This is a genomic window from Kitasatospora sp. MY 5-36 (assembly GCF_001182915.1).
In the GTDB taxonomy this organism is placed as follows: Bacteria; Actinomycetota; Actinomycetes; order Streptomycetales; family Streptomycetaceae; genus Kitasatospora.
In genome coordinates this window covers 1-12,241 of sequence record NZ_LFVW01000359.1, presented here as the reverse complement: position 1 = coordinate 12,241, position 12,241 = coordinate 1, and the positions used below count along the sequence as shown (strand labels likewise).

General features: G+C 72.9%; 15 protein-coding genes. 4 read left to right on the top strand and 11 right to left on the bottom strand.

What is annotated here, in order from left to right; all coding sequences use genetic code 11:
* The 3 genes from AE652_RS22470 to AE652_RS22460 form a co-directional block, all read right to left on the bottom strand.
* Positions 1-1,118 (bottom strand): hypothetical protein (locus AE652_RS22470; protein ID WP_049654324.1); only part of this gene is annotated, 1,118 nt, incomplete at its 3' end.
* A 270-nt stretch (positions 1,119-1,388) separates the two neighbouring features.
* The gene (locus AE652_RS22465) at positions 1,389-2,135 is read right to left on the bottom strand and encodes an MBL fold metallo-hydrolase (RefSeq protein WP_049654322.1); all 747 of its coding nucleotides are present in this window, start codon (positions 2,133-2,135) and stop codon (positions 1,389-1,391) included.
* A 246-nt stretch (positions 2,136-2,381) separates the two neighbouring features.
* Positions 2,382-2,573: a MarR family transcriptional regulator gene (locus tag AE652_RS22460; RefSeq protein WP_079272642.1), complete on the bottom strand. Its 192-nt coding sequence runs from the start codon at positions 2,571-2,573 to the stop codon at positions 2,382-2,384.
* Between the two features lie 198 nt (positions 2,574-2,771).
* On the opposite strand from AE652_RS22460, the gene AE652_RS22455 reads away from it, so the two are divergent.
* Positions 2,772-3,221: a type II toxin-antitoxin system PemK/MazF family toxin gene (locus AE652_RS22455; protein WP_049654330.1), complete on the top strand. Its 450-nt coding sequence runs from the start codon at positions 2,772-2,774 to the stop codon at positions 3,219-3,221.
* A gap of 3 nt (positions 3,222-3,224) precedes the next feature.
* Here the strand turns inward: AE652_RS22455 and AE652_RS22450 are convergent, their stop codons facing one another.
* The 7 genes from AE652_RS22450 to clpS all read right to left on the bottom strand — a co-directional run bounded on the left by AE652_RS22450 (position 3,225) and on the right by clpS (position 8,196).
* Positions 3,225-4,193 carry a PLP-dependent cysteine synthase family protein gene (locus tag AE652_RS22450; protein WP_049654320.1) on the bottom strand — a complete coding sequence of 323 codons (969 nt, stop codon included), beginning with the start codon at positions 4,191-4,193 and terminating at the stop codon, positions 3,225-3,227.
* 76 nt (positions 4,194-4,269) lie between these two features.
* Positions 4,270-4,548, bottom strand: coding sequence for a MoaD/ThiS family protein (locus AE652_RS22445; RefSeq protein WP_030242903.1), 279 nt, complete (start codon positions 4,546-4,548; stop codon positions 4,270-4,272).
* A 118-nt stretch (positions 4,549-4,666) separates the two neighbouring features.
* Complete coding sequence (locus AE652_RS49510) at positions 4,667-4,786, bottom strand: putative leader peptide (protein WP_310593142.1); 120 nt, start codon at positions 4,784-4,786, stop codon at positions 4,667-4,669.
* 138 nt (positions 4,787-4,924) lie between these two features.
* Complete coding sequence (locus AE652_RS22440) at positions 4,925-5,356, bottom strand: Mov34/MPN/PAD-1 family protein (protein WP_049654318.1); 432 nt, start codon at positions 5,354-5,356, stop codon at positions 4,925-4,927.
* A 53-nt stretch (positions 5,357-5,409) separates the two neighbouring features.
* Positions 5,410-6,939, bottom strand: coding sequence for an amino acid permease (locus AE652_RS22435; protein ID WP_234348485.1), 1,530 nt, complete (start codon positions 6,937-6,939; stop codon positions 5,410-5,412).
* 283 nt (positions 6,940-7,222) lie between these two features.
* Entirely contained in the window at positions 7,223-7,795 is a 573-nt protein-coding gene (locus tag AE652_RS22430; RefSeq protein WP_049654316.1) for a DUF2017 domain-containing protein, read from the bottom strand.
* A gap of 107 nt (positions 7,796-7,902) precedes the next feature.
* On the bottom strand, positions 7,903-8,196 hold the full coding sequence (clpS, locus tag AE652_RS22425) for an ATP-dependent Clp protease adapter ClpS (RefSeq protein ID WP_049654313.1): 294 nt from the start codon (positions 8,194-8,196) through the stop codon (positions 7,903-7,905).
* 139 nt (positions 8,197-8,335) lie between these two features.
* Here clpS and AE652_RS22420 point away from each other — a divergent pair, with 139 nt between their 5' ends.
* A complete protein-coding gene (locus AE652_RS22420; RefSeq protein ID WP_049654311.1) occupies positions 8,336-9,670 on the top strand; it encodes a nicotinate phosphoribosyltransferase in 1,335 nt (444 codons plus the stop codon).
* A 248-nt stretch (positions 9,671-9,918) separates the two neighbouring features.
* Positions 9,919-10,509, top strand: a complete 591-nt coding sequence (locus AE652_RS22415) for an isochorismatase family protein (RefSeq protein WP_049654309.1) — start codon at positions 9,919-9,921, stop codon at positions 10,507-10,509.
* 87 nt (positions 10,510-10,596) lie between these two features.
* Here AE652_RS22415 and AE652_RS22410 read toward each other — a convergent pair whose 3' ends face one another.
* On the bottom strand, positions 10,597-11,601 hold the full coding sequence (locus AE652_RS22410; protein ID WP_049654308.1) for a hypothetical protein: 1,005 nt from the start codon (positions 11,599-11,601) through the stop codon (positions 10,597-10,599).
* Positions 11,602-11,857: 256 nt separating this feature from the next.
* Between AE652_RS22410 and AE652_RS22405 the strand changes: the two genes are divergently transcribed.
* Positions 11,858-12,241 (top strand): hypothetical protein (locus tag AE652_RS22405; RefSeq protein ID WP_049654307.1); only part of this gene is annotated, 384 nt, incomplete at its 3' end.

The following is a 12,241-nucleotide window of genomic DNA, read 5'->3' as shown; positions in this document are numbered from 1 at the left end:
GGCGCCGTGGTGGTGTCGCCGGCCGGCTGGGCGACGCCCGCGCCGCCGTCCGGCTTCGGCCGCGAGCCGTCGGAGCCGGACGGCCCGGTCGAGGGCTCGCCGGCCTTGTGGGTGCCGGTCGGGGAGGGCTTCGGCGCGGGGGCGACGACCTCGGTGGTGGCGCCCTGCGAGCACATGGTGGTGCCCCGGAAGGGCATCTCCTCGCCCTCGTTGACGAACACGCAGGGGTTCAGCGCCGTCCTGCCCAGCGGGCTGTCGGCGGGGTAGCTGACCCGGACCCGCCGGGTGGTCGAACTCTGGGGCGCCGCCGAGGAGTTGCGACCGTCCAGGTAGTGGCCCGCCACGGGCTCCGCCGGGGCCGTGACGCCCGGCACGGTGGTCCACTTCCCGTCGGCGCCGCGGACCTCGACCTTGGCGAGGCGGTCGGTGAACAGCACGTTGCCGAGGTTGGTGTAGGCGGACGGCGTCGGGTTCGAGAGCACCGCGTCGAACTCGACGGGCTCGCCGCCCGCGACGACCTCGGCCGGGACCCCGGACACGCCGTTGCTGATCCCCTCCACCTTGACCACGTGGCTGTCGGTGAGCGGCGGCTCGACCGGGGAGTCCTGCGACCAGCCCTTGACGCCGGTGCGGAAGGTGAGGCTCGGGCCGGTGCCGCCGTTGGTGGCCCCGTCGTGGGGCCTGCCCATCGGCACGCCGAGCCGCAGCCGGACGTCCGTGCCGCCCGCCGGGACCACGACCTTGCCGGTGCCGCCCGCGTTGACCACCTTGTCCGCCCCGGGGCGCTCCGTCAGCTCCACCGGCAGCCAGCCGCCGGTCAGCTCGCTGAAGTAGTCGAGGCTCAGGGCGTTCGGCGGCGTCCCGAGGTCGCTCTCGATCTCGAAGTCCAGCACGACGGAGGTGCCCTGGTCACCCGGGTTGCCGAGGTGTTCGGTGAACTCGACCGGCCCGCCCGCGAAGCCGACCACCGCCGGGGTGTGCACGGTGAGGCTGAGCGGCCCGGCGGCGGCGAAGGCCGGGGCCGCGGTCACGGCGCCGCCGGCGAGCAGCGCGGCGGTCAGCGCCAGCGCCGGGGTGAGCCGGCGGGCCCGGTTCAGGGCACGGTTGGTCTTGCGCATGGGATTTCCCCCTGGATATCCGTCCCGGACCGGTACGACCGGATCCGGGCAGCACGAAGCGGGCCTGATGAGTAGTGTGATCGCGTCCGTGCCCGACGGGCCGGCCGTTCCGGCGGCGTTTCCCGCCGCTCACTCACAAGGACGTGCGGGGGGCGCGGAGGTTGCGGGTCGTCCCGAAGCATTTTTCCGGGAATCCCGCCCGACCTCGCCGGCCCACTCTCAGGCCTCGCCGGCCCGCTCTCAGACCTCGTACACCTCGCCGGCCCGCTCTCAGACCTCGTACACCGCGCCGGCCCGGGCGACCTCGACCGGCCCGGGGTAGGCCGCCGCGGCGTCCCGCCGGTTGTGCTCGGCGTCGGTCCACGGGGGGATGTGGGTCAGGACGAGCCGGCGGGCGCGGGCCACGGCGGCGTGCTCGCCGGCCTCGCGGCCGTTGAGGTGGACGGCCTGGTAGGTGTCGCGCCCGTCGATGTACGCGGCCTCGCAGAGGAAGAGGTCGGTGTCGCGGGCGAGTTCGACGAGTTCGGCGCTCTCGCCGGTGTCCCCGCTGTAGACCAGCGAGCGGCCGTCGTGCTCCAGCCGGAAGGCGAAGGCGTCGACGGGGTGGTTGACCTGGGCGACGTCGATCCGGAACGGGCCGAGCCGGAAGCCGCCGGGGGTGAGGGTGCGGAACTCGAACACCTCCTTCATGCCGGGGTTCTCCGGCATGTCGTAGGCGCGGGCGAGCCGCTCGGCGGTGCCGGCCGGGCCGTACACGGGCAGCAGTTCGGGGCAGCCCTCGGCGCGGTAGTTGCGGGCCACCCAGTAGGCGCACAGGTCGACGCAGTGGTCGGCGTGCAGGTGGCTGAGCAGGACGGCGTCGACGTCGTAGAGGCCGGTGTACTTCTGGAGGGCGCCGAGGGCTCCGTTGCCGAGGTCGAGGACGACGCGGTAGCCCTCGGCCTCGACCAGGTAGCTGGAGCAGGGCGAGTCGGCGGCCGGGAAGCTCCCCGAGCACCCCACCACGGTCAGTTTCATCCGAGCCCCTCCGCCCCGACACATCCTGGCTGCTGCTGGAAAACGGCATCGCCGTCCTCCACGGGCACAGCGTGGAAAACAGCATGGAAAACGGCAGGCCGGGCCCGGTGGACCGGCCGGTAGCACTGCGTTGGTGTGTCGAGGGTAAGGGCGGAGCGGCACTTTGCCCCCGTCCCCGTGCCGGGCTGTGGGCGGAATCACCAGAACGCCCGGGGCGGGGGCGCGGGCGGTTGACGGGCCGGGGGATCAGCGGCGGCGGGGCCGGTTGCGGGCCCAGCTGCGGATGGTGAACGGGTACCACCGCGGGTGGCCGCTGCCGTCGATCACGTCCGGATCGGGCAGCAGCCGGTGCCTCCGGTAGCTGCGGACGGTCTCGCGCCGGACGTTGATGTGGCGGGCGATCTCGGCGTAGGACCACAGCTCGGGGCCACGGGCCACGGGGCACCTCCGGGGGACGGGGGCGGACGTTCGTGACGCAGCCTTGCCGGGACGGCCGGGGCTCCGGGCGCAGAACGGGCATTGTGGCAGTTCCGTGACGAACCGGGAGCAATGCGCGGACAAATGCCCGGACGGGTGCCCGGCCGTCGCGGTGGTGGCGTTCATCCCCGACCCGGTACGGTTCGCCGCATGAACGGCATGACCGCTACCTGGCTCGTCCTGTCGCTGCTGGGCGTCGCGCTGCTGGCCGCCGCCGCGGCGGCGCTGGTGCGGCGCACCCGTCCGGCGCCGCGTCCGTCCGGGCCGACCGGTCCGCGACCGCGGACGGGGGCCGGCCCGCGGCCGCAGGAGGTCTGGTGGGCGCTGGTGCCGTTCGAGGACGGCCCCGGTGCCAAGGACCGCCCGTGCCTGGTGCTGCGGGTGCACGGCCGGACCGCCACCGTCGCGAAGATCACCAGCAAGCACCACGCGGAGCGCCCGGGCGTGCTGCCGCTGCCGCCCGGCGTGGTGGGCGACCGGCAGGGCCGGGCCAGCTGGCTGGAGACCGACGAGCTGCGCGAGGTGCCGCTGGCGGACTTCCGCCGCCGGGCCGGCACGGTGGACCGGCAGGTCTGGGCCCGGGCGCGGAAGGTGTCGCAGGGCGGATAGGCCCTACGCCCAGAGCTGGCCCTGCAGCGCCTCGACCGCGGCCTCGGTGGACTCGGCGGTGTAGATGCCGGTGGAGAGGTACTTCCAGCCGCCGTCCGCGACCACGAAGACGATGTCCGCGCGCTCGCCGGCCGCCGCCGCCTTGCGGCCGACGCCGATCGCCGCGTGCAGGATGGCGCCGGTCGAGACGCCCGCGAAGATGCCCTCCTGCTGGAGGAGTTCACGGGTGCGGCGGACGGCGTCCGCGGAGCCGACCGAGAACCGGGTGGTGAGCACCTCGGCGTCGTACAGCTCGGGGACGAAGCCCTCGTCCAGGTTGCGCAGCCCGTACACCAGGTCGTCGTAGCGCGGCTCGGCGGCGACGATCCTCACGCCGGGGACCTTCTCGCGCAGGTAGCGGCCGACGCCCATCAGGGTGCCGGTGGTGCCGAGGCCGGCCACGAAGTGGGTGACGGTCGGCAGGTCGGCGAGGATCTCGGGGCCGGTGCCGGTGTAGTGGGCACCGGCGTTGTCGGGGTTGCCGTACTGGTAGAGCATGACCCAGTCGGGGTGCTCGGCGGCGATCTCCTTGGCCATCCGGACGGCGGTGTTGGAGCCGCCGGCGGCCGGGGACGGGATGATCTCGGCGCCCCACATGCGCAGCAGCTCGCGCCGCTCCTCGCTGGTGTTCTCGGGCATCACGCAGACCATCCGGTAGCCCTTGAGCTTGGCGGCCATGGCCAGCGAGATGCCGGTGTTGCCGCTGGTGGGCTCCAGGACGGTGCAGCCGGGGGTGAGCCGGCCGTCGGCCTCGGCGCGCTCGATCATGTGCAGGGCCGGGCGGTCCTTGATCGATCCGGTGGGGTTGCGGTCCTCCAGCTTGGCCCAGAGGGTCACCAGGCCGTCGGCGTTGCCGGGGACGGCGGCGGACAGCCGCGGCAGGCGGACCAGCGGGGTGTTGCCGACGGCTTCGAGCGGACTGTCGTAACGCAAGGGAGGCCTCCGGCCACGGCGGTGAGGGGGGAGAGGGATGGTTCCCCCGCCGTGGCGACGGGGGAACCGGTCAACGCTAGCGGGCGCCGCCGGCCACGGCGGGCAGGATGGTGACGCTGTCGCCGTCGGCGAGGGCGGTGGAGATGCCCTCCAGGAAGCGGACGTCCTCGTCGTTCAGGTAGACGTTGACGAAGCGGCGCAGCTCGCCGCCCTCGACCAGGCGGGCGGCGATGCCCGGGTGGCGGGCGTCGAGGTCGGTGAAGAGTTCCCCGAGGTTGCTGCCGTTGCCCTCGACGGCCTTGGCGCCGTCGGTGTAGGTGCGGAGGATGGTCGGGATGCGGACCTCGATGGCCATGGGTGCGCTCCTGTGCGAGTCGTGGAGTGGGTGGGCCGCGGCGGACGCGGCGGGGCGGGCGCCCGGGGCCCGGCGTCGCCGCGGGGCGGCGGGCCCGGGTGAGGTGGTGAAGCGGCTCTCAGCGCGAGCGCGCGGGCGTGCCGGGACAGATCGCACCGGCGTGCCGGCACAGGTCGATGTGCAGGCGCGCCACGAGGCGGGTGCCCGGGGCCTGGGTGCTCACATCGACGGAACGCATGGGCTCATCGTATAGATTCCCGGGCTCGCTTAGACATGCCCGTCTCGGGATCCGGATGTTCCCGTTCCCAGGGCTGAGACGACGACGGCCCGCCGCCCCCTCGAAGGGGTCGGCGGGCCGGGTCCGCGCCGGTACCGGTCACACCTGGTAGGCCTCGACGACCTGCACGTCTTCCTCTGTGATCTCGCCGTCCACGATGCGGAACGAGCGGAACTGGTAGGGGTCCTCCTCGCCGTTGCCCTCGGCGGTGGAGACCAGGACGTAGTGGGCGAACGGCTCGGAGGCGTAGCTCACGTCGGTGCGCGAGGGGTAGGCCTCGGTGGCGGTGTGGGAGTGGTAGACGATCACCGGCTCCTCGTCCCGGTCGTCCATCTCGCGGTAGAGCTTGAGCAGGTCGCCCGAGTCGAACTCGTAGAAGGTGGGCGAGCGGGCCGCGTTGAGCATCGGGACGAACCGCTCGGGCCGGCCGCTGCCGGCCGGTCCGGCGACCACGCCGCAGGCCTCGTCCGGGTGGTCGGCGCGGGCGTGGGCCACGATCCGGTCGCGGAGTTCTCGGGTGATGGTCAGCATGCGGTCAGGATAGCCACGCCCCGGCGGCCGTCCGCCGGGTGTCCGAGGCTCGGTCAGCGGGCGTCCACGTTCCCGTCGAGGGTGTTCCCGGTGGGGGTGTTCCCGGTGGGGGTGTTCCCGGTGGGGGCGTTCCCGGTGGGGGCGTTCCCGGTGGGGGCGGGCGCCCCGTCCGGCGCGGCGCCGAGGACGGCCTGCGGGTCGCGGCGCTTGAGCACCTGGTAGCCACCGACCAGCAGCAGGGCCCAGACCGGGAAGACGAACAGCGAGATCCGGTTCTCCCGGTCCAGCGCGATCAGCACCACGACCACCGCGAGGAAGGCGAGCGCGGCCCCGCTGACCCAGGTGCCGCCGGGCGCCTTGAAGGTGGGCGGCGGCAGGTGGCCGGCCCGCCAGGCCCGGCGGTAGCGGATCTGGGAGATCAGGATCATCGCCCAGGTCCACAGGCCGCAGACCGTGGCGACCGAGGTGATGTACTCGAACGCCCGCGCCGGGACGACGCCGTTGAGCACCACGCCGATGCCCATCAGCAGACAGGAGACGGTGATCGCGAAGGCCGGGGTGCGGCGGGAGTTGAGCCTGGTGAGCCGTCCCGGGGCCTGCCCGCGCAGCGCGAGGTCGCGCAGCATGCGGCCGGTGGAGTACATCCCGGAGTTGCAGGAGGAGAGCGCGGCGGTGAGCACCACGAAGTTGATGATGCCGGCCGCCGCCGGGATGCCGATCTTGCCGAAGGCGGCGACGAACGGGCTGACGCCGGGCCGGAATTCGGTCCACGGCACGAGCGAGAGGATGACCACCAGGGCGCCGATGTAGAACAGCATGATCCGCCACGGCAGGGTGTTGATGGCCCGCGGCAGGGTCTTCTCGGGGTTCTCGCTCTCGCCCGCGGTGACGCCGACGAGTTCGACGCCCAGGTAGGCGAACATGACGATCTGAAGGGTCATCACGGTGGAGCCGATGCCCTCGGGGAAGAAGCCGCCGTCCTGCCAGAGGTGGCCGAGTGACGCGGTGTCACCGGCCTTGCTGAAGCCCAGGGTCAGCACGCCGACGCCGATCAGGATCATGCCGATGATGGCGGTGACCTTGACCATGGAGAACCAGAACTCGATCTCGCCGAACAGCTTCACCGAGATCAGGTTGGCCGCGTAGAGCAGGACCAGGAAGGTCAGCGCGCTGGCCCACTGCGGTATGCCGGGCGCCCAGAACCGCACGTAGACGGCGGCGGCGGTGGTCTCCGCCATGCCGGTGACGACCCAGAACAGCCAGTACGTCCAGCCGGTCACGTAGCCGGCGAAGGGACCGAGGAACTCCCGGGCGTACTCGGCGAAGCTGCCGGAGACCGGGCGGTAGGTGAGCAGTTCACCGAGCGCCCGCATGATCACGAAGATCACCAGGCCGGCGACGGCATAGGAGAGGATCAGGCTGGGACCGGAGCGGGAGATCGCGGTGCCCGCGCCGAGGAACAGACCGGTGCCGATCGCACCGCCGATCGCGATCATCTGGATCTGGCGGCTGCCGAGCCCGCGCTCGTAGCCCTCCGCATCCGGTGGAGTATCGACCCTTTCGTCGTACAACTTCTCGGCCACTGTGCACCGTCCTGGTCGGTCTCGGGGGTGGAGAAGTCGTACCACGCAGGGTTCGGATAGCGGCGTCCATCTGAGCGTTATTTGAGCATGACCTGGTATGTTCTGTCCCATTTTGATGGGAAAAGCCCCGGCTGATCGTCCATATTCTGGACAAAACGGCCGGGGCTTGCCCGGAATCGGGCAGGATCGACCCCGCAGGGCGATCCGTGCGACACGGTGCGTATACGGCTACCCCCGCGGAGCGGTCCACGCAGAGCGGTCCGCGCAGAGCGGTCCGCGCAGGTCAGTCCGCCATCGCCTCCAACAGCGACTCCTGCAGCGCGCCCAGCCACAGGTACGCCATCACCAGCGGCTTGCGCTCGTCGTCGTCGGGCAGCTCGTAGAGGCCGTCCTCGTCGTCCTCGGTGACCTCCAGCCGGACGCCGACGGCCAGCCGCAGGTCGTTCAGCGCGCCCAGCCAGCGCAGGCAGTCCGGCGCGGCCAGCTTGAGCACCCCGCCGCCGCCGAGCCCGTCCAGCGCCCGGACGACGAACAGCGCGTCATCCCGCTTGCGGGCCCGCAGGTCCAGCTCGGTGAAGCGGCGGAACTCCCCGGACGCGACCTCGGCCTCCTCGTCCGCCGGCTCCTCCGGGTCGCTGTAGGCGTCCGGGAAGAACCGGGCCAGCACCGGGTCGGCGGGCGCCTCGGTCGGGCCCTCGGCGAACAGCGCGGCCAGCGGGTCGTCGCCCTCCCCGCCCGGACCGGGGCCGATCAGCTCCAGCACCTGCACTTCCAGCGAGCGCAGGATGGAGGCCTCCCACTCGTCCAGCGCGATCGCCGCGCCACCACTGCCGGCGCTCTCGAACAACCCAGCCATCTGTATCGGTCAGCCCGTCTTCGTCGTCTTCGGTCGTACGGCCGGCGCCGGTCGGCCCGGTGTCAGTCGGCTCGGCGTCAGTCGGCCCGGCGTCAGTAGGCCCGGCATCAGTCGTGCTGCAGCGTCGCCCAGAGGCCGTAGCCGTGCATCGCCTGGACGTCGCGCTCCATCTCCTCGCGGGAACCGCTGGAGACCACCGCCCGGCCCTTGGTGTGGACGTCCATCATCAGCTTCCGGGCCTTGTCCTTCGGGTAGCCGAAGTAGGCCTGGAAGACGTACTGGACGTAGCTCATCAGATTGACCGGGTCGTTGTGCACGATGGTCACCCAGGGCGTGTCCGGCTCGGTCACCGGCACCCCCTCGACCTCCGGGCGCTCGATCTCCACGGGCGCGACGCTCACCCCGGTCCTCCTCGCTGCACAGTCGTCCGTAACCACTCATGCCCCATGCTGCCATCCGGGGGACACCCGGGCGATTCCGCCCCGGCACGCTCGACGAGAAATCGTCACTCTGACGCTAAGTGGTAGTAGCATCATCCGTATGGACGCCACTTCCGTGCGAGCGGCCGCTTCGACCGCCCTGCTCACCGACCGCTACGAGCTCACCATGCTGCAGGCCGCCCTGCGCAGCGGGGCCGCGCACCGCAGCTCCGTCTTCGAGGTGTTCACCCGCCGCCTGCCGAGCGGCCGCCGCTACGGCGTCATGGCCGGCACCGGCCGGGTGCTGGACGCCGTCGAGAACTTCCGCTTCACCTCGCCCCAGCTGGACTGGCTGGCCGACCAGGGCGTGGTCGACGAGGAAACCCTGCGCTTCCTCGCCGACTACCGCTTCCGCGGCGACATCCACGGCTACCCCGAGGGCGAGGTCTACTTCCCCGGCTCCCCCCTGCTCACCGTCGAGGGCACCTTCGCCGAGGCCGTGATCCTGGAGACGGTGATCCTCTCGATCCTCAACCACGACTCGGCCATCGCGGCCGCCGCCTCCCGGATGACCGCCGCCGCCGGCGGCCGCCCGGTGATCGAGATGGGCGCCCGCCGGGCCCACGAGCACGCCGCCGTCTCCGCCGCCCGGGCCGCCTACGTGGCCGGCTTCGCCGCCACCTCCGACCTGGAGGCCGGCTTCACCCACGGCATCCCGACCACCGGCACCGCCGCCCACGCCTTCACCCTGGTGCACGACAGCGAGCGGGACGCCTTCAAGGCGCAGATCGCCTCCATGGGCAAGGGCACCACCCTGCTGGTCGACACCTTCGACCTGCGCGAGGCCGTGCGCACCGCGGTCGAGGTGGCCGGCCCCGACCTGGGCGCCGTCCGGATCGACTCCGGCGACCTCACCCTGCTGGCCCACCGGGTCCGCCGCCAGCTGGACGACCTCGGCGCCGACCGGACCAGGATCATCGTCACCTCGGACCTCGACGAGTACGCGATCGCCGCCCTGGCCGCCGCCCCGGTCGACGGCTACGGCGTCGGCACCAGCCTGGTCACCGGCAGCGGGCACCCGACCTGCGCGATGGTCTACAAGCTGGTCGCCCGGGCCGAGACCGACGGCGGGCCGCTGATCCCGGTCGCCAAGCGCGCGGCCGGCGGCAAGACCAGCATCGGCGGCCGCAAGTGGGCGGCCCGCCGGCCCGACGCCGACGGCGTCGCCGAGGCCGAGGTGGTCGGCACCGGCCCCGTCCCGGACTACCTGCGCCCGCACCTGACGCAGGTGCCGCTGGTCCTGGGCGGCGAGACCGTCGGCCGGGAACCGCTCAGCGCCGCCCGCGACCGGCACGTGCGCGCCCGCGCCGCGCTGCCGCTGTCGGCCACCCAGCTGTCCAAGGGCGACCCGGTGCTGCCGACCGAACTGGTCCTGCCGGCCGGCCCCGGCCGCTGACCGGAACCCGGGGCCGGACCACCGGACCGGCCCCGGGACTCCCGCCCCCGCGGACGGGATGTCCCGGACCGGCCCCGGGGCTTCCGCCCCCGGGCGCCACTCCCTAGAGTCAGCCGTAGAGTTCCCCGAGTTCCCCCGGAGCTCCCCGAGTACCCCCCGCGCCCGGCACGGCCGGGCCGCGTACTCCCGAGGGCTCCCCCACCGGGGCGCCGCCTCCCGCGGGCCCCCGAGATCCGAGGATGCGAGTCATGCACCGGGCACTGATCGTCGTCGACGTGCAGAACGACTTCTGCGAGGGCGGCAGCCTGGCCGTCGCCGGCGGCGCCGAGGTGGCCGCCGCCATCACCGACCTGATCACCGAGTCCTCCCCCGGCTACCGGCACATCCTCGCCACCCGCGACCACCACATCGACCCGGGCGACCACTTCTCCGCCGAGCCGGACTACGTCGACAGCTGGCCGCCGCACTGCGTGGCCAGCACCGAGGGCGTGGGCTTCCACCCCAACTTCGCGCCCGCCGTCATCTCCGGCGCGGTCGAGGCGGTCTTCGACAAGGGCGCCCACTCGGCGGCGTACAGCGGCTTCGAGGGGCTGGACGAGAACAACCGCGGTCCGGTGGAGTGGCTGCGCGAGCGGCAGGTCGACCAGGTCGACGTGGTCGGCATCGCCACCGACCACTGCGTCCGGGCGACCGCGCTGGACGCCGCCCGGGCGGGCTTCACCACCCGCGTGCTGCTGGACCTCACCGCCGGGGTGAACCCGGAGACCACCGCCGCCGCGCTGGCGGAGCTGCGGGCGGCCGGGGTCGAGCTGGTCGGCGCGCCGGTGGTCCGTTCGTAACGGCATTCGGGGGGCGTGCCGTGCGGGCGTGCTGTGCAGGCGTGTTGTGGGTGCGGCCGGCGGGTTCCGGTCGGCGGCGTCGCCCGCTCAGACCACCAGCAGCTCCACCACGTCCGTCCCGCCGACCCGGTACGCCTCGCGCAGTTCGCCGCCGACCGCGTCCGGGTCGGCGGCCAGCGCGGCCCCGCAGACGTACACCACCCGGATGCCCAGGTACTCCATCCGGTGCTGCCCGCCGCGCACCCAGGCGGCCTCGCCCTCGCTCACGCTGCGCAGCTCCGAGTCCACCTCCACCGCGACGCCCCGCTCCGGCCAGTAGAGGTCCGGGACGGCGATGTACGTGCCGCCTCGCATCCGCAGCTCGGGGGCGTTCAGCGGGGCGGGCAGCAGCCGCTCGTCCACCAGGCGGCCGATCCGCTCCAGCGCCAAGTCCCGCTCGACGGCCAGCAGTTCGTCCAGGGCGGCCCGCACCCGCGGCTCGCAGGTCAGCCCCGAGTCTGTCAGCTCGGACACCAACTCCCGTACCGTGCAGCGGTTCCCGGGCAGGGCGACGGCCTCCCGCAGCACCTCGCGCACCGGCGCCGCGCCACCCGGCTCCGCCGTCCACTCGACCAGCGCGTCGGCGACCGCCCGGGCCACCGGCGCACAGGCCAGGCCGTGCACCGAGCGGGCCACCAACTCCCGTTCGGTACGCCGGATCCGCACCTCGCCGACGTCCTTCAGCCGGCGCTGCCGGGGCACCAGGACGTCCACCCCGGTCACCGCCGGCAGCCGGGGCACAACCGTGAAGCCGTACAGCGCCAGCGCGGCCGTACCGGTGATCACCGCCCCCTCCCGGCGGCCCTCCTCCCGGCCGTTCTGCGCGGCGTACAGCAGCGCGGCCCACATCCGCTGCTCCGGGGTGGGCTCGGCGGACTGCAGCAGGTAGACCCGGGGCAGCACCCGCCGCCAGGGGCCGCCCCGGCGGCAGTGCTCGGTGATGATCCGGGCCGGCACGCCCCGGGCGCGCAGCTGGCTCGCGGTGACGACGTTCTGTTGACGCTTCGCCAGCTCCTCCAGGGACGGCGGCGGCGACGGAATCCGGTAGCTCATGCCGACACCATCCCCAACCGTCCGGACCCGCGACCGAGACCCTGACGCACTGTTACCCAACCGTCGCGAAACCGGGATCAGCCCGCACTAAAGTCCTCATACCCTCACTCATTTGGAGTAATTGACGCTCATCAGGTTGTCATATGTGATCGAAAACGATCGCCGACCTGGTCGCCTGACCCAGAGTGATCAAAGGCATACGGCGAGGGACCCCCAAGGCGTCAATCCCGCCCCGGGGATTGCCTAGGCTTACGTCATGTCACGTGACGAGACCGCCGGCCTCCGCGCGGCCCAGCTCCGCCTCGGCCGTCTGCCCGGATACGTCCGCCGCCCGGACCCCGCCCGCCGCAGCGGCGAGAAGGGGCATACGTACAAGAAGGGCTGGGAGGTCCGCTTCACCGCCCGCAGTGAGGCCGAGATAGCAGAGATCCGCGACCTCGTGGTCGCCGCCGGGTTCGCCCCGGCCAGGCCCTTCTTCAAGGGCCACCAGCTCATCCAGCCCGTCTACGGCATGGCGGCCGTACAGGCCTACCTGGCCGCTAGACAGGCCGCCGAGGAGCATGCCGCCCGGGCCGCGCTCGGCCGCCGACGACGGGCCACCGGACACGCCCCCGGGGCGCTCACCGGGGGCGTGCACGCC

Bases quoted from the DNA above. Each gene is read 5' to 3' on its own strand.
- AE652_RS22455 (WP_049654330.1), top strand. From the start codon at position 2,772: ATGACCGCTACCTGGCTCGTCCTGTCGCTGCTGGGCGTCGCGCTGCTG.
- AE652_RS49510 (WP_310593142.1), bottom strand. From the start codon at position 4,786: ATGCGTTCCGTCGATGTGAGCACCCAGGCCCCGGGCACCCGCCTCGTG.
- AE652_RS22420 (WP_049654311.1), top strand. From the start codon at position 8,336: ATGGACGCCACTTCCGTGCGAGCGGCCGCTTCGACCGCCCTGCTCACC.
- AE652_RS22440 (WP_049654318.1), bottom strand. From the start codon at position 5,356: ATGCTGACCATCACCCGAGAACTCCGCGACCGGATCGTGGCCCACGCC.
- AE652_RS22410 (WP_049654308.1), bottom strand. From the start codon at position 11,601: ATGAGCTACCGGATTCCGTCGCCGCCGCCGTCCCTGGAGGAGCTGGCG.
- AE652_RS22465 (WP_049654322.1), bottom strand. From the start codon at position 2,135: ATGAAACTGACCGTGGTGGGGTGCTCGGGGAGCTTCCCGGCCGCCGAC.
- AE652_RS22415 (WP_049654309.1), top strand. From the start codon at position 9,919: ATGCACCGGGCACTGATCGTCGTCGACGTGCAGAACGACTTCTGCGAG.
- AE652_RS22445 (WP_030242903.1), bottom strand. From the start codon at position 4,548: ATGGCCATCGAGGTCCGCATCCCGACCATCCTCCGCACCTACACCGAC.
- AE652_RS22430 (WP_049654316.1), bottom strand. From the start codon at position 7,795: ATGGCTGGGTTGTTCGAGAGCGCCGGCAGTGGTGGCGCGGCGATCGCG.